At 64.7% G+C, this 19,359-nt stretch carries 18 protein-coding genes and 1 tRNA gene; 10 read left to right on the top strand and 9 right to left on the bottom strand.

The window, feature by feature from the left end:
- Nucleotides 1-61: 61 nt before the first annotated feature.
- From WC585_RS00735 to WC585_RS00710, 6 genes are read left to right on the top strand one after another with little or no spacing between them, the layout of a single operon-like run.
- Nucleotides 62-2,926, top strand: a complete 2,865-nt coding sequence (locus WC585_RS00735) for a monovalent cation/H+ antiporter subunit A (protein WP_373255612.1) — start codon at nt 62-64, stop codon at nt 2,924-2,926.
- 8 nt (nt 2,927-2,934) lie between these two features.
- The gene (locus WC585_RS00730; protein ID WP_373256769.1) at nt 2,935-3,276 is read left to right on the top strand and encodes a Na+/H+ antiporter subunit C; all 342 of its coding nucleotides are present in this window, start codon (nt 2,935-2,937) and stop codon (nt 3,274-3,276) included.
- A complete protein-coding gene (locus WC585_RS00725; protein WP_373255611.1) occupies nt 3,273-4,814 on the top strand; it encodes a monovalent cation/H+ antiporter subunit D in 1,542 nt (513 codons plus the stop codon). Before WC585_RS00730 ends, WC585_RS00725 begins: the two co-directional genes overlap by 4 nt.
- Nucleotides 4,811-5,302, top strand: coding sequence for a Na+/H+ antiporter subunit E (locus tag WC585_RS00720; protein WP_373255610.1), 492 nt, complete (start codon nt 4,811-4,813; stop codon nt 5,300-5,302). Before WC585_RS00725 ends, WC585_RS00720 begins: the two co-directional genes overlap by 4 nt.
- Complete coding sequence (locus WC585_RS00715) at nt 5,299-5,580, top strand: K+/H+ antiporter subunit F (RefSeq protein ID WP_373255609.1); 282 nt, start codon at nt 5,299-5,301, stop codon at nt 5,578-5,580. The genes WC585_RS00720 and WC585_RS00715 overlap by 4 nt, the downstream gene beginning before the upstream one ends.
- On the top strand, nt 5,577-5,975 hold the full coding sequence (locus tag WC585_RS00710; RefSeq protein ID WP_373255608.1) for a Na+/H+ antiporter subunit G: 399 nt from the start codon (nt 5,577-5,579) through the stop codon (nt 5,973-5,975). Before WC585_RS00715 ends, WC585_RS00710 begins: the two co-directional genes overlap by 4 nt.
- 63 nt (nt 5,976-6,038) lie before the next feature.
- On the opposite strand, the gene WC585_RS00705 is transcribed toward WC585_RS00710, so the two are convergent.
- The 6 genes from WC585_RS00705 to WC585_RS00680 form a co-directional block, all read right to left on the bottom strand.
- Nucleotides 6,039-6,128 (bottom strand) — tRNA-Ser (locus WC585_RS00705).
- Between the two features lie 78 nt (nt 6,129-6,206).
- Complete coding sequence (locus WC585_RS00700) at nt 6,207-7,151, bottom strand: NAD regulator (RefSeq protein ID WP_373255607.1); 945 nt, start codon at nt 7,149-7,151, stop codon at nt 6,207-6,209.
- Nucleotides 7,152-7,156: 5 nt separating this feature from the next.
- Nucleotides 7,157-7,750, bottom strand: coding sequence for a YfbR-like 5'-deoxynucleotidase (locus tag WC585_RS00695; RefSeq protein WP_373256768.1), 594 nt, complete (start codon nt 7,748-7,750; stop codon nt 7,157-7,159).
- A gap of 137 nt (nt 7,751-7,887) precedes the next feature.
- On the bottom strand, nt 7,888-8,721 hold the full coding sequence (locus tag WC585_RS00690; RefSeq protein WP_373255606.1) for a methyltransferase type 11: 834 nt from the start codon (nt 8,719-8,721) through the stop codon (nt 7,888-7,890).
- A gap of 98 nt (nt 8,722-8,819) precedes the next feature.
- Nucleotides 8,820-9,692: an AAA family ATPase gene (locus WC585_RS00685; protein ID WP_373255605.1), complete on the bottom strand. Its 873-nt coding sequence runs from the start codon at nt 9,690-9,692 to the stop codon at nt 8,820-8,822.
- Between the two features lie 101 nt (nt 9,693-9,793).
- Nucleotides 9,794-11,077, bottom strand: coding sequence for a lytic murein transglycosylase (locus WC585_RS00680; RefSeq protein ID WP_373255604.1), 1,284 nt, complete (start codon nt 11,075-11,077; stop codon nt 9,794-9,796).
- A gap of 333 nt (nt 11,078-11,410) precedes the next feature.
- On the opposite strand from WC585_RS00680, the gene WC585_RS00675 reads away from it, so the two are divergent.
- The 4 genes from WC585_RS00675 to WC585_RS00660 all read left to right on the top strand — a co-directional run bounded on the left by WC585_RS00675 (nt 11,411) and on the right by WC585_RS00660 (nt 12,883).
- Complete coding sequence (locus WC585_RS00675) at nt 11,411-11,725, top strand: excalibur calcium-binding domain-containing protein (protein ID WP_373255603.1); 315 nt, start codon at nt 11,411-11,413, stop codon at nt 11,723-11,725.
- Between the two features lie 114 nt (nt 11,726-11,839).
- Nucleotides 11,840-11,965 carry a type B 50S ribosomal protein L36 gene (gene ykgO, locus WC585_RS00670; RefSeq protein ID WP_055832286.1) on the top strand — a complete coding sequence of 42 codons (126 nt, stop codon included), beginning with the start codon at nt 11,840-11,842 and terminating at the stop codon, nt 11,963-11,965.
- 214 nt (nt 11,966-12,179) lie between these two features.
- Nucleotides 12,180-12,455: a DUF2312 domain-containing protein gene (locus tag WC585_RS00665; RefSeq protein ID WP_373255602.1), complete on the top strand. Its 276-nt coding sequence runs from the start codon at nt 12,180-12,182 to the stop codon at nt 12,453-12,455.
- Nucleotides 12,456-12,574: 119 nt separating this feature from the next.
- Nucleotides 12,575-12,883, top strand: a complete 309-nt coding sequence (locus tag WC585_RS00660) for a hypothetical protein (RefSeq protein ID WP_373255601.1) — start codon at nt 12,575-12,577, stop codon at nt 12,881-12,883.
- 83 nt (nt 12,884-12,966) lie between these two features.
- Here the strand turns inward: WC585_RS00660 and WC585_RS00655 are convergent, their stop codons facing one another.
- The 3 genes from WC585_RS00655 to WC585_RS00645 form a co-directional block, all read right to left on the bottom strand.
- Nucleotides 12,967-15,537, bottom strand: a complete 2,571-nt coding sequence (locus WC585_RS00655) for a TonB-dependent receptor (protein ID WP_373255600.1) — start codon at nt 15,535-15,537, stop codon at nt 12,967-12,969.
- A 182-nt stretch (nt 15,538-15,719) separates the two neighbouring features.
- Nucleotides 15,720-17,186: a sigma-54-dependent transcriptional regulator gene (locus WC585_RS00650; protein ID WP_373255599.1), complete on the bottom strand. Its 1,467-nt coding sequence runs from the start codon at nt 17,184-17,186 to the stop codon at nt 15,720-15,722.
- A gap of 122 nt (nt 17,187-17,308) precedes the next feature.
- Nucleotides 17,309-19,207, bottom strand: coding sequence for a DUF4153 domain-containing protein (locus tag WC585_RS00645; protein ID WP_373255598.1), 1,899 nt, complete (start codon nt 19,205-19,207; stop codon nt 17,309-17,311).
- Nucleotides 19,208-19,359 lie beyond the last annotated feature (152 nt).

The following is a 19,359-nucleotide window of genomic DNA, read 5'->3' as shown; positions in this document are numbered from 1 at the left end:
TCAAGGTGGCGCGCGATGGACGCGGCTTCACCCAGATCATTTCCGCCGAGAAGGTCGATTCTTGCTGCTCCTGCTTGCCTTTCTACCTTTGATCGGAGCGATAGCCCCCGCGCTGGCGATTCGGGCCGGACGCGACGCTTGTGCGCTGGCAGCGGGAGCCGTGACGCTGGGCGCGCTGGCGATCCTTGGTGTTCTGGCTCCTGCCGTGATGGCGGGCCAGACGGTGCAGGTTCAGGTCGACTGGATTCCGCTGCTCGGGCTGAACCTCAACCTCTTCCTTGATGCGCTGGGTCTGATGTTCGCTGGGATGATCCTGGGTATCGGCCTGCTGATCATCGTCTATGCCCGCTTCTATCTGGCCAAGGCCGATCCGATGGGTCGGTTCTTTACCTACCTGCTGCTGTTCCAGGGAGCGATGCTGGGCATCGTCCTGTCCGACAACATCCTGTTGCTGCTGATTTTCTGGGAGCTGACGAGTTTGTCGTCGTTTCTGCTGATCGGCTTCTGGCGGCACCTGCCCGAAGGTCGACAGGGAGCACGCATGGCGCTGGCCATCACGGGTGCCGGTGGGCTGTCGCTGATTGGAGGACTGCTGATCCTCGGCAACATCGCAGGGTCCTACGACCTGACTGTAATTCTTCAGAACCGCGATGTGATCCAGGCGTCGCCGTTATATCTGCCAGCGCTACTTCTGATCCTGGGTGGCTGTTTCACCAAATCGGCCCAGTTCCCGTTTCATTTCTGGCTGCCGCACGCCATGGCCGCGCCGACGCCGGTCAGCGCATATCTGCATTCGGCGACCATGGTGAAGGCGGGCATCTTCATGCTGGCTCGGCTCTGGCCAGTGCTGGCGGGCACTGATGCCTGGTTTTATCTGGTCGCGACCACGGGCCTGGTGACGATGGTATTCGCGGCGATCGTGGCGCTGTTCAAGGACGACCTGAAAGGGCTCCTTGCCTATTCTACAATCAGCCATCTGGGCTTCCTGACCATGCTGTTCGGCTTCGGTACGCCCATGGCCGCTGTGGTTGGTGTCTTCCACATCATCAATCATGCGACCTTCAAGGCGGCTCTGTTCATGAACGCCGGCATTGTCGATCACGAAACCGGGACGCGCGATATCAGGCGGCTGGGCGGGCTTGCGACCCTCATGCCGATCGCGGCCACATTGGCGGTGGTGGCGGGCCTGTCGATGGCTGGCATTCCGCCGCTCAACGGTTTCATTTCCAAGGAGATGATGCTGGAAGAGGCATCCCACACCGTCTGGTGGAGCCAGCCCTGGCTGGTGCCGGCCCTGGCGACCCTGGGGGCGACTTTCTCGGTGGCCTATTCGTTCCGCTACATCGTGCACGTCTATTTCGGGAAGAGGCGCGACGATTATCCGAAGGCACCCCATGATCCCGGGGTGGGCTTGTGGGGCCCGCCGGCGGTCCTGGTTGCCCTGGTCGTCGCGATCGGCCTGTTCCCTGCAGTGGTGGCCGGACCTTTGGTGGAACAGGTGTCGCGGGCCGTCATTGGGGGGGACACTCCCTATTATTCCCTGTCGCTCTGGCATGGGGTGACCCCCGCTCTTTTCATGAGCGTCGCGGCCATCGGCCTCGGCCTGGTTCTGCTGAGTGCACATCGGCAGATCGCAGTTGTCTGGCAGGGTCTGCCGCTACCGGATGCCAAGCGGCTTTTCGATCGGGCCGTCGAGGGCACGACCGCAACAATGGTGGCGTTCACGACGCAAACCCAGAACGGATCGCTCGAACGCTATATCGCGATGTTTATCGGCACCGCTCTTGTCGTCGGGTTCGCCGGCTTTATCGGGTTCGACTTTGTTGGCGGGGAGCGACCCACGACGGCAGCAACGCCCATGGCAATCGTTGGCTGGCTGACGATGATTACCGCCACGGTTCTGGTCGTGGTCAACCACAGGGCCAGGTATCTGTCGCTGATCTATATCGGCATTGTCGGCCTCGTGATTTCGCTTGGCTTCGTCCACCTGTCTGCGCCGGACCTGGCCTTGACCCAGATTTCAGTGGAGGTGGTCACCATCTTGTTGATGTTGCTGGCGCTCAACCTGCTGCCCAAAACCAGCCCACGAGAGAGTGGTCTGCCCCGTCGCATCCGCGACGGCCTGCTGGCTGTGATGTGCGGGCTTGGTGTCGGCGGCGCGGCCTGGGCCGTGATGACCCGTCCCTTGAGCAGCATCTCCAGCTACTTCTGGGAAAATGCTTATTCCGGCGGCGGGGGCACCAATGTCGTGAACGTCATTCTGGTCGATTTTCGCGGGTTCGACACCTTCGGCGAAATCATCGTGTTGGGCATTGCGGCCCTGGGTATCTTCTCCTTGCTGGAGACCGCAGGCAATGGTGCCAGCGGGCGCAGGATCCTTGCCTGGCAACCTGATACACCGCGTTCGCCCGAGCATCACCCCATGATGCTCGTGGTCGCCACGCGTCTTCTGCTGCCCTTGGCCGTGATGGTCGGGCTCTATATTTTCCTGAGGGGCCACAACCAGCCGGGCGGAGGCTTCATCGCAGGCCTGGTCGTATCCATTGCCATCCTCATGCAATACATGGCGTCGGGCTATCAGTTCGCAGCACAGCGTCTGCGTGCGGACCATCACACATTGATTGGTCTGGGTGTGCTGGTTGCCGCGGCGACAGGTCTGGGGTCGTTGCTTTTCGGGGCCCCATTCATGACCACAGCGTTCGATTATTTCAGCCTGCCTGTCATCGGCACGTTCGAACTCGCCACAGCCATGCTGTTCGACGTTGGAGTGGCCCTGACAGTGATCGGTGCGGTCATCCTGGCTTTGGCGCAGTTGTCCCAGGTCGCCCAGAGCGCAGAGAAGCAGCCCTCCCTCACGACCGACGAGGCCATGGATGTCGATCCATCCCGTGCGAGGACAGAAGCGGCCTCCAGGGAGGCGAAGTGATGATCAGTCTGGAGTTTCTGGTGGCTTCGGCCATAGCCGTTCTGACGGCCGCCGGTGTTTATCTGGTTCTTCGCCGACGGACATTTCCGGTCGTGCTGGGACTGGCGTTTCTGTCCTATGCGATCAACGTCTTCCTGTTCGCCATGGGGCGACTGGTGATCGACCAGCCCCCGCTCTACGACAAGGGGGCTGAAAGCTATACCGACCCCTTGCCTCAGGCCCTGGTCTTGACGGCCATCGTCATCGCGTTTGGCATGACAGCCTTCGTGGTTGTCCTGGCACTGCGCAGCTATCTCGAAACCGGCGTTGACCGGGTCGACGGCACGCCAGATGCGGAGGGCGACCAGTGAGCCTGATCGTCTCATACTGGGTCGTTGCCAGCGTCATCATGCCCGCCGTTATGGGGGCGGGCATTCTGTTGTTCCTGCGCCACAAGCTGACCTTGTCTCGGTTCGCAGCGATCGGATCGTGCCTGGCGATGATCGTCGTGGCCGTCGTTCTGGTCGTGGAGGCCAATGGTGGCACGATCCAGAGCTATGCGCTGGGCAACTGGCGGGCCCCGTTTGGCATCGTCCTGGTCCTTGACCGGCTCTCTGCGATGATGGTGTTGCTGACCGCCGTCCTCGCCCTGGTCGTTCTGGTTTATGCGATCAGCACGGGCACGGACCGCAAGGGCTGGCATTTTCATCCGCTGTTTCAGTTCCAGTTGCTGGGGCTGAACGGGGCCTTCCTGACCGGCGATCTGTTCAATCTGTTCGTCTTCTTCGAGGTTCTGCTGATCGCCTCCTACGGGCTGATGCTGCATGGCCAGGGAGGGCAGCGGCTGAAGGCAGGGGTGCAGTATGTGATCATCAATCTGGTCGGCTCGACCCTGTTCCTGGTGGCGGTCGGACTGCTGTACGGCGTGACCGGAACCCTCAACATGGCCGATCTGGCGGTTCGTGTGGCGGCCGCGCCGCCGGGTGATCAGGGACTGATAGTCGCTGCCGGTCTGTTGCTGACCGCAGTTTTTGCCCTCAAGGCCGCGGTCGTGCCGCTGCATTTCTGGCTGCCGGGTACCTATGCGGCGGCGACGGGAACGGTCGCCGCCTTGTTTGCCATCATGACCAAGGTCGGGGCCTATTCCATTATCCGCACCAGTACTCTCATCTTTGGCGAGGACGCAGGTGGCCTGGCGTATGTCGCTGGTCCCTGGCTGCTACCGGCCGCGCTCGTGACCCTCTTGATCGGGTTCGTCGGGCTATTCGCGGCGCGCAGCCTTCGCGGTCTGGCGGCCTGGGCAGTGATCGGCTCGATGGGCACCCTGCTGTGTGCCGTGTCCGTCTTCACCGTCCAGTCGATGGGTCCGGCGCTCTACTACATCCTGCATTCGACCCTGGCCGGGGCCGCACTGTTTCTGATCGTCGACCTGATTGCCCAGAGACGCGCCGAGCATGCAGACGCCATCACCCTTGCCCCGAGGTTCAGCCAGTTCGAAATCCTGTCGGGCTTGTTCTTCCTCGCAGCTATCGCCACGGTCGGGTTGCCGCCCCTTTCGGGCTTTGTCGGCAAGTTGCTGATCCTCGACGGTGTACGGGCCTCACCGCAGGCGGTGTGGATCTGGGCCGTCATCCTGACGACCACGGTTCTGGGCGTCCTGGCGTTCGCGCGCGCCGGAAGCGCGATCTTCTGGAAGAGCACGACGGTCGAAGGCGAGATTGTTTTGCGGGCCCTGCGCGGCAAACGTGGGGGCGTCGCCGCGGCGGGGGCACTTCTGCTGATGCTGGCGGGTCTGACTCTGCTGGCCGGGCCTGTCACGACTTACACGGCGGCGGCGGCGGGCCAATTGTTCTCGCCTGACCAATATATCGAGGCCGTCCTGGGTCCGCAGTCCGGAGGTCGCCGATGATCCGCCGTCTTCTGCCTCACCCCGGCCTGAGCGCGATGCTTGTCGTCGTGTGGATGCTGCTGGTGAACGCGTTCACCTTCGGGGCCCTGTTTCTGGCGATCGTGTTCGGGGTGCTGGTGCCTCTTGTCACAAGCCGCTTCTGGCCTGATCGACCGAAGGTTCGCTTTGGGCGGGACATGATCGGTTATATTGGCGTGGTGCTGTTCGACATCCTGATCGCCAATTTTCAGGTGGCGTGGCTGATCATGACGCGCCGTAATCGGGATCTTCGCTCCCAGTGGCTCGTGATCCCGCTGGAGCTTCGTTCGCCAGAAGCCATCACGGCACTGGCCGGTACTATCAGCCTGACGCCCGGTACTGTCTCCAGCGACATCTCCGGCTGCGGTCGCGCTTTGCTTGTTCACTCCATTGATGTCGCCGACCCCGAGGCGGAGGTCGCACGCATCAAGAGCCGCTACGAGGCCCGCTTGCTGAAGGTTTTTCCATGACCGGATCGATCTTGCCCGTGGCACTCGGCTTCGCCTTCATCTGCGTCAGCCTTTCGATCCTGCTCAACCTGTTCCGCCTGTGGCGCGGCCCGCTTTCGGCCGATCGCATCCTGGCGGTGGATACCCTGACCATCAACGCCATTGCGATGATCGTCCTGTTCGGGATCGCCTATGCGACCTCGGCCTATTTTGAAGCCGCGCTTCTGCTGGCCATGGTCGGGTTCGTGGGCACTGTGGCCTATTGCAAGTTCCTCCTGCGCGGAGACATCGTCGAATGAACCTGATCGCAGAACTCGCCATTTCGCTGCTTCTGGTCACCGGCGGACTGTTCATTCTCGTGGGGTCGTGGGGCTTGGCCAAGCTGCCGTCATTGATGACGCGGCTTCATGGTCCGACGAAAGCGACCACTCTGGGGGTCGGTGCCTGTCTGATTGCCTCGATGATCTATTTTCCCGTCTTCGGCGAGACGTACTCGGCGCACGAACTGCTGATCGCCCTGTTTCTGTTCCTGACGGCACCTGTGTCGGCAAACATGATCGCCAAATCCCACATCCATCGGCAGGGCCGCGGAATCGACGCCAACCCATCGGACCACATTATCGACGGGCTCCCTTCGCCTGGGACCGGTTCGGACTGGGCAACCTTCACGGGGGCCGACGAGGGAAGCCAGTGACCAAACAGGGTCAACATGACGCGGCTTCAGACCTTTAGCGGTTGTCGGTTTGAACGAAGCCGGTGGCGGAGAGGGTGGGATTCGAACCCACGGTACCCGTAAAGGCACGCCGCATTTCGAGTGCGGTACATTCGACCACTCTGCCACCTCTCCGCGGGGCCGTAAGTACGCTTGGTCGAGCGAGGGGCTTCTCTAGTCGGGCGGGAGCCGGGCTGCAAGCGGGAAAAACCGTCAGCGTTGCGCCGGAAGTGGCAGGCCGAGCGTGTCGCCGCCGGTCAGGTCGCCGTCGATGACGCGGAAGAGTTCGGCGGGGCGGCCGCCGGTGGCCGAGGACATCACGCCGGTGGGCTGAACCAGGCCGGTGCGTTCGACCCCGCGCCGGAAATTCTGCTTGTGCAGCGATAGTCCGGCGATGGCTTCGGCGGCGGACTGGAGGTCGGAGAGGGTGAAGGTGGCGGGCATCAGGTCGAACAGGACGGGGCGGTATTTCAGCTTGCTGCGCAGACGGCCCAGGCCGGTGGCGAGGATGCGGCGGTGGTCGGAGGCCATGGGGAGGCCAGAGAGTGTGGCCGCGACAGGGCGGTCGTTGTCGCGGTCGGCCTCGGCGACCAGACCCGCTTCGTAGAGGAGTTCGTAGCGGTCGAGGACGCGGCCTTCGTTCCAGCGATGCGGTGGCAAGGTGGCGAACAGGGTCTGGACGCGGATCAGGCGGCGCGGGTCGGTGGCCGCCCAGTCGTTCAGGGCGGCGATGAGGGCGGGCAGGCAGGCGGCGGGGCCGTCGCGGCGATCTTCCCAGGGAAAGATGTCGAGCAGGGGAGTCCAGCGGGCTTCGTCGAGTGGGGGCGCGTCGACGGCGTCGGCTGTGAGAGCCAGATAGCCGACGGAGACTTCGCGGCGGCGTTCGGGGCCGGGGGTGGCGCGGGGGCTGGCGCGGCCCAGGTCGCCGAAGGTGTAGAGCTGTTCGACGAAGCCGAGTCGAAAGCCGGTCTGGTCGGTCACGAAATCGCGCAGGGCCCGTTCGAAGGTGCGGTCGCGAACGGGATCGAACGGACCAAAGGGCAGGGCGGTCAGGCCGTCGTCGCCACTGACGGTCAGGACGCAGGCGGTGCGATCGCGCACGGCGATCACGACCGCCGACAGACCGATGCGAACGCCCTGCTCGTCCTGAGCGACCACCGGTTCTATTCCGTGTGCCAGGCGTCGGGGCCGGGGCTCAGGCCGGTGGCCTCGGCCAGGATGCGGTAGCGTTCCAGATAACGGGCCTGGGCGACCGGGGCGGGCAGAGGCTCGATGACCAGGTCGTAGCCGGCGGGCGGGGCCCCGAAGAGCGAGAGGGATTCGGTCTTGTTGAATCCGGCCAGCTGGGTCGCCTCGAAAAAGGCGCAGGCGCGGTCGGCCTTCTTGATCAGGGTCTTGATGGCGAGGGGCGATTTCGGCGGCAGGGCGAAACGGACGTGGATGGCGCTTTCCAGTCGGGCCTCGAAGGCCTTGTAGTTGACACCCAGCGCGGATTTGAAGGGCGAGATCATGTCGCCGATGACGTATTCGGAGGCGTCGTGCAGCAGGGCGGCGAGCCGCCATTTCGGCTCGAGGCCCGGCTTGATATGGGCCGCGATCTCCTCGACGACGCAGGAGTGCTGGGCGACGGAGAAGGCGTGTTCGCCAATGGTCTGGCCGTTCCAGCGCGCGACGCGGGCCAGGCCGTGGGCGATGTCCTCGATCTCGATGTCGAAGGGCGAGGGGTCGAGCAGGTCGAGGCGGCGGCCGGACAGCATGCGCTGCCAGGCGCGAGGCGCTTTGGATGCGGAGGAACGGGGACTGACGGCCAAGGCGATTTCCTGCTGGAATGGCCCGGTGTGGTGGCCCATCGGGGCCGCGGGATCAAGGCCGGGGCCGACAAAGCTGTTGGCGATCATTCCCCGACGTTGAGGGTGACCAGTGCCTTGGCGTCGTCGAAGACGTCGTCGCCCTCGCGGTCCTTGGAGCGGACGGTGACGACGACGATGGGGCCACCGGCCGGGCCGCGTGCCTCATAACCGACCAGTCGCCAGCCTTCGACCGAGGGGCGGTTGTCGGTCAGGATCCAATTGGCGCGGGTGGCATTGCCCGCAGCAGAAGTACGGACCACGGTCGCGGCGTCATTGGCCTGAACGCTGACGCTGTCGCCGCCGTCGTCGCTTTGAACATCGACGGTGGTACCGTCGCCCTTGGCCTCGACCTGAAAGCCGCCGATGTTGACCGAGGCATCCTCGCCGTCGGCGTCGATGCTGATGCCCGGAAGGCGAACGGTGGCCTTGTCGCCCTCGGCCTGGATGTCGACGCCGGGGGCCTGGATCGATGCGCTGTCGCCGCTCGACGATGTCGCCTCGGCGGAGGCACTGGCTGTGGCGCTCTTCTGGGCGCGGATGCCGGCCACGGCCTGGGGCAGGGAGACGGAGAGACGATCCTCGAAGGTTTTCAGGGCTGCAGTGCTATCGGTGCCCGAAAGGCTTACCAGATGCAGGATGACCTCGGCTCCGCGCGGGCCGCCATAGGTACAGACGGTGCCCTGTGCGCTGGCAGAACCCTTGCGGGTCAGGCTGCCAAGTGTCTGCGGGCATTGCAGGGTTTCGACCACGCGAAGCACGCCGCTGGTGTCATTCTCGACCGTCCGGGTCGAGGAGATGCGGACGGAATTGTTGTCGCAGCCGGTCGTCAGCGCGGCGAAAGCGCAGACGGTGGGGATCAGAAAGGGACGAACCATCATGGTCGAATATCCTTGGTCTTGGGTGCATCCTGCGCCCGCTGGCCCGCGAATCCAGTGAAATCGCGGTAACCGGTGTATCGGGGCAGACGCTTCAAGACTTAAACGCCGGGACGCGAGCCTTCCCGTCGGTTCAGGAAGGCCAGGCGTTCGAACAGGTGGACGTCCTGTTCGTTCTTCAGCAGGGCCCCGTGCAGCGGCGGGATCAGCTTGTTGGGCGATTTCTCGCGCAGGGTTTCCGGATCGACATCATCGACCATGAGCAACTTCAGCCAGTCCAGCAGCTCGGAGGTTGAGGGCTTCTTTTTCAGGCCCGGCGTGTCGCGGATTTCGTAGAAGGTGCGCAGGGCCTCAGAGACCAGACGCGGCTTGATGCCGGGGAAATGGACCTCGATGATCGCCTTCATCGTCTGATCGTCGGGGAAGCGGATATAGTGGAAGAAGCAGCGGCGCAGGAAGGCGTCGGGCAGCTCCTTCTCATTGTTCGAGGTGATGACCACGACCGGGCGGACGGCGGCGCTGATGGTCTCGTCCGTCTCCTGGACATAGAACTCCATGCGGTCGAGTTCCTGAAGCAGGTCGTTGGGAAACTCGATATCGGCCTTGTCGATCTCGTCGATCAGCAGGACAGGGCGGACCGGAGAGGTGAAGGCCTCCCACAGCTTGCCCTTCTTCAGATAGTTGCGCACGTCGTGAACACGGGCGTCGCCCAGTTGGCTGTCGCGCAGGCGGCTGACGGCGTCATATTCGTACAGGCCATTGTGGGCCTTGGTCGTGGATTTGATGTGCCAGGTGATCAGGGGTGCGTTCAGCGCCTTGGCCATCTCATAGGCCAGGACCGTCTTGCCGGTGCCGGGCTCGCCCTTAATCAGCAGCGGACGCTCCAGCGCGACCGAAGCGTTGACGGCGATCTTCAGATCGTCGGTGGCGATATAGTTGGACGTGCCTTCGAACCGGTCTGCGGTGCGCGACATGGAGAGCTCCGGGTTGCTTTAGGAGACGGTTAGCGAAGGGCACCCGGGTTAACAACGATCATCTTGCCTAGGGAAGGCACCGGAGGGTGATGCCAGCAGACTTACCCGCCCCGGCGGATCAGCTCATCGGCTAAATCCGCAGTCAGGTAGCCGTCGGGGGTGCGGTTGTTGGCGGCCTGCCAGCGGCGCAGGGCGTAGCGGGTGTTGGCCCCGACGACGCCGTCGATCCCTTGTGTGTCGAAGCCCATGGCGGTCAGGGCGCGCTGGGCGCCGATGCGCTGGTCGCGCGACAGGGGCGCGTCGTCGGGCCAGGTGCCGACCAGGCCGGGCTTGCCGGCAATCCCGTCCGCGGTCAGGCCGATGGCGAGGGCATAGGAGACGGAGTTGTTGTACTGGCGGATCACATAGTGGTTAGGCAGGGCCAGGAAGGCGGGGCCTCGCGCACCTTGAGGCAGCAGGATGACGCCGTCCTCAAGCGCCTCAAGCTGGTTCGGGCTGCCGCCGTGGGCAAGGCGGACACCGCGGGCCGACCAGTCGCTCCACCTGTGTTTGGGCCCCTCGGCCTCGGTGTAGTCGAAGTTGGACGGCAGGATGACTTCGTAGCCCCAGGATTGGCCACGCTTCCAGCCAGCCTGGGCCAGCAGGTTGGCGGCGGAGGCCAGGGCGTCGGCGTCAGAGCCCCAGATGTCGATCTGGCCGTCGCCGGTCTGGTCCACGGCGAGGCGGGTATAGGTGCTGGGCATGAACTGGGTCTGGCCCATGGCCCCGGCCCAGCTGCCCTTCAGGCCCGCGCGCTCGCGCTTGCCGTCGATGACGATGTCGAGCGCATTCTTGAGCTCGGTCTCGGCCCAGGCGCGGCGGCGGCCGTCATAGGCGAGCGTCGCCAGCGAGCGGATGACGTCATAGCTGCCCTGGATCTGGCCGAAGGCGCTTTCATTGCCCCAGATGGAGACCAGAATTTCGGTCGGCACGCCATACTGTTGGACCACGGCAAAGGGGACGCGGTCGGACAGGCGACGACCCTGGGCGACGCGGGTCGCCGACGCCGCATTCTGGATATAGGCCCCGGCGGGACGGCTGAACTCCGGCTGGTTGCCGTCCAGGCGGACGACGTTGGGGTCGGGGGTCAGGCCCTCGAGCTCTCGCGCATAGAAGGTGGCGCGGTCGCCGCCGTGCCGGGACAGAAAGCCCTGTTTCCAGCCATCGAAGCCGGCCTGATCGGCGGGCCCGGCCGGAGCGGGCGTGGTCGGCGCAGGAGCCGGCGTCGAAGGCGCGGGTGCGCTGGGGGCGGGCGACGTCGTCGGGCCGGCGGGCGGAGCCTCGGGCAACATGGGGCCGCAGGCGGCGACGGACAGGAGCAGGAGAAGACTGAATCTGGAACGCATGGCGATACTCTAGCCGCAGGAGAGGGGCGGGCGTGATGACAAGTGCGCGAGGCGACAGTCCGTTGCGACGCCGGGCGGCTGAATAGCTCTCTGGATCGTGGAAAAGGGTAAACCGGGCGCTAACCGCGTGTGGCAACGCGGTGGCAAGGGTCCGGGACGATAAGGGGCGTGCTCTCTGATACGGCCTGGTGGCGGAGGGGCGACGCGGCGGGGGTGCAACCCCGCAGACCCTCCGTTCAACTCGGAGGCCAGGCCTCCATCTTTATTAGGGCGCTAATGCTCACCGCGCGGCGGCTCGCTGCTTGAGCGCGGTTGCTTTGGGGACGTGTGCAGATGCTCGGTCGCGTCATTAGAAACATGCTGCATCCGATGGGGCGGCGTCGCTACGCTCGAAAGCTGTCATTTCCGATGCTTGTAGCGGGCGCGGGTCTCCTGGCTTTTGGAGGCACACTCTATGCCACGACCCCTGATGCGCCGGGCCGAAGCGCAATGGTCGCTTATGTAGAAGTGCGGTCGACGGATCAGCATTACCGTGACTGTGCACATGCCAAAGCCGAAGGACGAACCAATATCCGCAGTTGGGATCCGTCCTATCGCGAGCGAATGGACAAGGACGGTGACGGTGTCGCCTGCGAACCATATTTCTAAGCGAGACCAGCGCGCAGGCGTTGACGTCTCACCCAACCCCCACTATACGCCCCGTTCCGCCGCTGGCTCGCCCTGCGGCTTTTCTATTTTTGATTTTGTTTCAGGACGAAGACCATGAAGGTCCGCAGCTCGCTCAAGTCGCTCAAGACCCGCCACCGCGACTGCAAGGTCGTGCGCCGCAAGGGTGTGGTCTATGTGATCAACAAGACCGACCCGCGCTTCAAGGCGAAGCAGGGCTAAGGCATTTTAGTGCGCTAACGCGCGCGACGCGGCCGCGCGCTGCTTGAGCGCGAAGATATCAAGAGGCTGTGGATTCTGTCCGCAGCCTTTTTCGTGTCCGGTGTTGAGCCGGGCCAAGCGACGTGGTTAGCGTCCGCATTCCATTTGCCCTGACGGTCGTTCGGCCTGCTTGAGGGCGTTTCTCTGTTTCTGATCCTGTTTCCGGAGCCTTTCCATGGCCGATGATGCGTCCTTCGATTCCTCGCCCGACGTCTTGAATGCGACGGCGCAGGGGCGTCTGCGCACCATCATCGAGCGGCTGGAGCGTCTTGAAGAAGACAAGTCCGCCGTCATGGAGGACATGAAGGAGGTCTTCGCCGAGGCCAAGGGCGAGGGCTATGACGTCAAGATCCTGCGCAAGGTCATCCGCATCCGCAAACAGGACAAGGCCAAGCGCCAGGAAGAGGACGCGATACTGGACCTGTACCTGTCGGCGCTCGGCGAGGTTTGAAGCGAGGGCGCAGGTTTCAGGGTCCAGGTTCTAGGGTTTCTGAGTTTCTGAGCTATCGTTTGGGAAGGCTGGGGATTCCCTGGAACCTGACCCCTAGAACCTAGAACCTAGAACCTTGGATGAAGCGGAAACCGCCAGACAGCCCCTTCGAAGCCCAGCGCAAGGCGGCGCAGCGCGCGGCCCTGAACGCCCTGAGACGCGCCCGCCGGTCAGCAGACAAGGCGGGCGTTTCGCTGTCTGAATGGGAGGGCGAGTTCCTGGACTCGGTCAGCGAACGGGTGAAAACCCACGGCCGCGCCTTCGGCGACCCGGAGAAGGGGGCACCGGGCCAGGCCCTGTCATCCATGCAGGGCCGCAAGCTGAAGGAAATCGCCGCCAAGGCAAAGGGCGAAGAGCCGAAGCGGCGGTGGGGAAAGAAGAGGGATTAGGTTTCAGGTTATAGGTTCTAGGAACAAGACCGAGCGATCGATCAACTGCCGCCCCTAGAACCTAACCCCTAAAACCTAGAACCTCAGAACAGGATCTTGCGGAAGGTCAGGCTGATCGTGCGCCCTTGAGGGTCCAGATAGTCGGACTGGTAGTTCAACGGCAGGTCGGAACCGTCCAGTGTGGTGACCTCGGTGCGGGTGTCGAAGATGTTCTGGAAGCCCAGGTTCAGGCGCGAGCCCTTGAGCCAGCCAAAGCGCTGAATCAATGACTGCTGCTGGTCCAGATTGACGAACATGTTGAGGTTGATCGTGGTCTGATCCGAGAAGCGCAGGGTGTCGCCGACGGTGGTCGAGTCGCGCCAGTTGGCGTTGACGAACGCGCCCATGCCGTTCCTGAACACGCCGCCCTGGGCCTGGATTTCATGGCGCGGGCTGCCGCCGCGGCTGCCGGTCGCGCCGCCGTCCAGCAGGTCGATGACGGGCAGTCCGTCACGAATGACGATCTCGTCCTGCAAGCGCCAGGTATGGTAGATCGACAGGTTGAAGCGGCCTTGCCCCGGCTGCATGCCGCCACCACGACCGCGACCCCCGCCGCCGAACCTGACGGCACCGCCGCCTGGAGGGCCTCCCGCACGGGGACCGCCGCCGCCGGGACCGCGTGCACCGCGAGCACCAGGCATGCCGGGGGCACCGGCCGCAGCGGGTGTCGGGGTGCCGAAGGCGCGCGAGAAGTTGAAGCCGGTGCGGATATCCTGACGCTCGGCACTGTCGTAATTCAGGGCGCGGGCATCGAAGGAAACCAGGTCGCCGTCGGCATTGCGCACGAAGCGGTCGGGCAGGGCCGCCTCCAGCTCGGGAGTGATCGTCGGGAAGGCGGCAAGCACATCGTCGGTCTGACTGACCGTCCAGGTCGAGGACAGGCTGAGGTCGGTTTCGCCCAGAGGCCGGAAGGTGACGCCGGCCTTGAAGACCCGGCGGTTGTCGGAATTCAGACCGGGGTTGCCGCCATCGATGCGGGTCACGAAGACCGTCTGGCCGGTAGCGAAATCGAACACGGCGACGTCGGGCGTCGAAATAATCGGGTCGTTCAGTTGGGAGATCGAGGGCGCACCCTGTTCGTCGGTGTAGCTGACCAGGAACGACAGCGGCTCGATCGGCGACCAGTTCAGGCCCACACCCACCACCGGCAGGCCGCCGAAGTCGGACAACTCTTCATAGCCCGCGTTGAAGTTGACCGACAGGTCGCCCAGGAAGGGCAGGACACCCTGGTCCCGGTCGGCGATCGGGAAGGTGAAGCTGCCGGAGCCGGTGAAGCGGTCGCGCGACTGGGAGCGTTCGATGGTGTCGCCGGAGCGGACGCTGGTTGAGTCCAGCGAGCGGGTGTCCGCGCCCAGCTTGAAGGTCGAGGAAATGCCACCGGCGGGCAGGTCGTAGAGATCGCCGGTCAGAACCAGCTCTGCCCCCAGCGACTGGGAGACGGAGTTGGCGGTGTCGCCGGCCAAGGCCGCGAAATCGGCCAGGGTGACGGTCCCGAACGGGTCGGCGGTCGGATCGCCTGCGTTCACGCGGTCCTGGAACGGCGTCACGCCATAGCCGCGTCCCGTGAAGGTATCGGTCTCGACCCGGTCGTAGTTGCCGCTGAAGGTCCAGCGCCATTCCTCGCCGATGAAGCCGTCCAGGACGGTGCCGACATTGGCGGTCAGGGTGTCGGTCTTGCGGCCCAGGGAGGCGGGGGCGTCAAGGTAGCGGAAGACGGTCTCGTCCGTGCCCGTATCGACGCCGTCTACATCGATGACGACGCCGGGCAGGCCGTTGAAGCTGCGGGTGTTGGTGTTTTCCAGGCTGACGCTCAGCGTGCCCTGGGTCGTGCTGTTCAGGTCGCGTTTGATCGAGCCGCGGGCTTCGAGCTGTTCGCTCTGGGACAGCAGGGTGCGGTAGGCCCCCTGATCCGCCGGATCGCCGAACAGCGGGGCCGGCAGGTCTTCGGGGTCACGCCGGATATCCCGCTCGGACTCGAACAGCGGGCTGGAGCGGGTGTATTCGGCATCCACCGAGTAGCGGTTGCCGCCCGCGATGTTGAACAGGGTGCTTTCCAGCTCGGTGGTGGTGCGGCCGCCCTGGGTCGGGGCGCGATAGGCGGCCTCGGCCGAGATGGAGCGGAAGTTGGCTTTCAGCACGAAGTTGACCACGCGTTGATCGGCGCGATAGCCGAACTGCAGCGCGACCTCCTCGGGCAGGATGTCGGTACGTTCGATGGCTTCGGTCGGGATGCTCTGGATTTCGCGGAAGCCGGAGATGCGGCGACCGTTGACCAGCAGGACGGGCTGGCCGCCGTCGCGGCCCTGAGAACTGCGGGTGACAGGTTCCAGATAAGCCAGAAGCTCCGAGATGTTGGCCGCGCCATAGGCCTGGATCTGGTCGGCGGTCAGTGACAGCTCGGGTTCGATGTCGGTGTCGACGGCACCGCGCGGGCGGCTGCCGGTGACGGTGACGGTGCCCAGATCATAGGCTTCCTCGTCTTCCTCGACCGGTGCCGATGTGGCCGGTGCTGGCCGTGTGACCGGAGGCGGCGTCTGGGGTGCCGTCTGGGGGGGTGCCGAGGCGGGGACAGTGCTGGCGAGCAGGCCGGACAGGGCGGTCGTGACGAGAAGCATGGGATAATCCGCAGGGGGAGGAACTGGCTAAACGGGCGGGCCCCGAGAATCCGTCGTTTGGCTTGATCGTATTTCGATGTGTCGAGAAGAGGTCATCGCCGCCGGTGCCGGCGGTCGCCAGTGAACTTTCGGACAAGTTTGAGGCATCGCCGGGGCATGGACCCTGTTGCCCCACGCGGGCTCTACCCCACCTCGCGCAGCACGTCCTCCAGCCCCTGTTCGCGGACCTTGCGGTAGAGGGTGGAGCGGCCGATGCCGAGGCGGCGGGCGATCTCGGACATGTGGCCGGCATAGACCTCGATGGCGTGCTGGATCAGGTCGCGTTCGATCTCTTCCAGGGTGCGAAGGTGGCCACGGTCGTCGAGGATGCGGATGGGGCTGTCGGGAGCCGCGACGACGGCGCTTGCAGGTGTCCCCTCCGTCTCGCCGCCAGGGCGGCGATCCACCTCCCCCACGGAGGGGAGCAGAGGCGCGGCCATGCCGGAGATGGCGGGGAAGTCGTGGGGTTGCAGGAATGGGGCGTCGGCCAGGACGATGGCGCGGTAGAGGGCGTTTTCCAGCTGGCGGACATTGCCGGGCCAGTCGAAGGCGGTCAGCAGCGCCAGGGTTTCGGGTGCGCAGCCGGTGACGCGGCGACCCTCTTCGGCATTGAAGCGGGCGATGAAATGGTCGGTCAGGGCCGGGATGTCCTCGCGCCGGTCGCGCAGGGCCGGGGCCTCGATCGGAAAGACGTTCAGGCGATAGAACAGGTCCTCGCGGAAGGCGCCTTCCTTGACCTGCTGGGCCGGGTCGCGATTGGTGGCCGAGACGATGCGGACATCGACCTTGACCGAGCGCTTGGCGCCGACGGGATCGACTTCGCCCTCCTGAAGCGCGCGCAGCAGCTTGACCTGCATATCGAGAGGCAACTCGCCGATCTCGTCGAGGAACAGCGTGCCGCCATTGGCCTCCTGGAACTTGCCCAGGTGCTTGTCGTGGGCCCCGGTGAAGGCCCCCTTTTCATGGCCGAACAGGATGGATTCGATCAGGTTGGACGGCAGGGCCCCGCAGTTGACGGCGACAAAGGGCTTGCCCGAACGGTCGGACGCCCCGTGCAGGGCGCGGGCGATGACTTCCTTGCCGACGCCGCTCTCGCCTGTGATCAGGACCGGGATGCCGGACTTGGCGGCGCGGGTGCCCATGGCCTTGACCATGCGCATCGGCGGGCTGTCGCCGACCAGATCGTCGAAGGAGGAACGGTTGGAGACGCGTTTGGTCAGGCGGCCGACCTCGGCCGTCAGCCGGGTCATCTGAAGGGCATTGGAGACGCCGACCAGAAGGCGTTCGGCCGACACCGGCTTGACGAAGAAGTCCTGGGCCCCGGCCTGCATGGCCTTGACCACCGCATCCACGCCGCCGTTGGCGGTCAGGACGATGACGGGCGTGGTGACGCCCGCGGTGCGGATCTCGGCCAGGGCCTCCATGCCGCTCATGCCCGGCATGACCATGTCCAGCAGGACGACATCGGCGCCGCCGCCCTTTGTCAGGCGGTCGATGGCCTCGCCACCGCTCTCGGCATGGACGACGGCATAGCCTTCACGCTCCAGCACGGCCTGGGCCAGGCGGCGCTGGGTCGGATCGTCGTCGACCACCAGAACGGTCTTGGCCATGCGGAACACCCTTCAAACATCACAGATCGTGGCCGGTCCTCGTTCAGCGGGACTGGTTCATTCCGGGACGTTTTAGGCCCGACAAGGTGAAGATCGGGTGGTCGGGAAGGGTGAGCGGGGGGTTAACGGGGCGGTGTCCGTAACTTGACTTGCGGGCGAACGCCCACGGTGCCGATGGCCTCGTCTTCAGGGCACCGTTGTACGCCATCTGCTGTGACACGTCGGCCGCCGCCCAAATCAAGATCGGGAAAGCTGGGGGCTACCGGCCGGAGATCGGATGAGCGGAGCATTATGCGATGGTCATTTGTGCCAGAGTCCGTGCCGCACATCAGGGTGCGGTACGCCCCGGCATCTACCCAGACTCCATCAGGCTGACGCGTCCAGACGCGGATGATGTTGGTGTTGGCGACCAACACTTCTTCAATGCCGTCGTCGTTGAGGTCGATGGGGCGTGCAACACATTCATCGTCAGCGGTGCATTGGTAACGGCTGTCTTCACTATCGACTGGCGTGAGAAAGCCTTCGGGCAGCGCCGCTGCCGGCCAGACCGTCAAGACTGGTTGACGGGCTTGCGCACCCGTCACGGCATCCTCGAACCGATCGGTCGCCGCGATGACGTTCTTTGCCCGCTGGGCGATAGATGGATTGCTCGAACGTGTGAGTTCATCCAAGGCCGCCAGCCCCGCCTTGCCGCTCTCGAAGCGCAGGAAGCGGAAGTCGAACTGATCGACGGCGACCGCACCCCGCTCCAGCCGCGCGACCTGGTCGTTGACGGACAGGCGGGTGGGGTCGGCCAGAGGGCTGAACAGGGCCAGGATCAGGGCGACGGCCAGGACGGCGGTCCAGACGTTGGTGCGCTCCAGAGGGGTCATCCAGGCGGCGTCGCGCTGCCAGAAGGGCCGCAGGGCGGCGAAGCCATAGCCGACGGCATAGGCCAGGCCGACGACGGCGCAGGCCAAGGCGATGATTCGGTCCGGCGTCAGGCCATGCTGGCCGATACGCAGGGCCAGACCCCAGAAGGCCAGGATGACCAATGGCGTGATCAGGACGGCGGCGACGCGGACGGCAATCCGCAGGACCGCGGGCGGCAGGTTGTCGGGGCGGCCATCCTGATAGGCGGTGTTGATCAGGATGATCAGGGCGGCGGCGGCGGACAGGACCAGGGCGGTCGCACTGCCCGTGTTCCAGAGACCCTGAAGGCCGGTGAAGGGCAGGGCGACAAGGAAACCCGCGACCAGCACCGTCATGACCAGCAGCAGCCAGGACAGCAGCATCAGCACCACGGTCCGAACGCCCCGGATCAGGCCGTCACGGACATCGGTCAGATGGACGGCGACGGCGAAGACCAGGCAGGTGACGGGTATCCAGAACCATTCCTCGCTCAGCAGATTGAGGAGAAAGTCCAGGCCTATGACCTGGAACAACAGCGCGCCGAGCAGGAGCAGCAGCCAGAAAGCGCCGGTGAAGCCTATGGACAGACCCAGTTGCACGCCCGCCTTCCAGGCGGTGTCGAAATAGGTGGGGAAGGCCGCGATCCAGCGCCGCTCGAGGTCCGCAGGCAGGATCAGGTGATGGCCGATAAACAGGGCGGCGGCGCTGAACAGGAACAGGGGCGGGGTGAAAAAGGGCGGGTTGATCAGGGTCTCGGCGCTCTGCCGCGCGACATCGTGCCAGCCAAGCAGGCCGAGGACGGCGGTCGCGGCGATGGCCCAGAGGGCGAGAGTGCGCGGTCGCATGCGGCCCACACCGGCTTGCAACAGGACCGGCACAAAGATGAAGATCAGCAGCAAGGGGGCGAACAGCTCAGGGACAGTTCCGGGCCAAGTGACTTCCGGGCATAACGCCGGATCGTTGTCGCAAATCCATCCAAGCGCCGAGATCGACCGATACAGCCACCACAGCGCCAGCCCTTGCACCGCTGCGATGGCCAGGCGGATTGGGAACAGCAGGGGCGAGGTCGCGCGGCCAAGGCTGTCGCGGCCGGTGGCCTCGAGCGTGGCCGTCTGGAAGGACTCGGTCATGATATGCTCCCCTCAGGCAATGTGAGCGCCTTCAGCGCCGCTTGTGAAGGGCGGACGCTTGAGTTTGACGGCGAGCCGTGTATAGAGCGCCCCATCACCGTCTGGACCTTACCGGTTCCGACGGTCCTGTCCGAGAACTTCGGGGTCTGGGG

It is taken from the genome of Brevundimonas sp. (assembly GCF_041648055.1).
Lineage (GTDB): Bacteria > Pseudomonadota > Alphaproteobacteria > Caulobacterales > Caulobacteraceae > Brevundimonas.
This window is presented reverse-complemented; position numbering and strand designations above follow the sequence as displayed.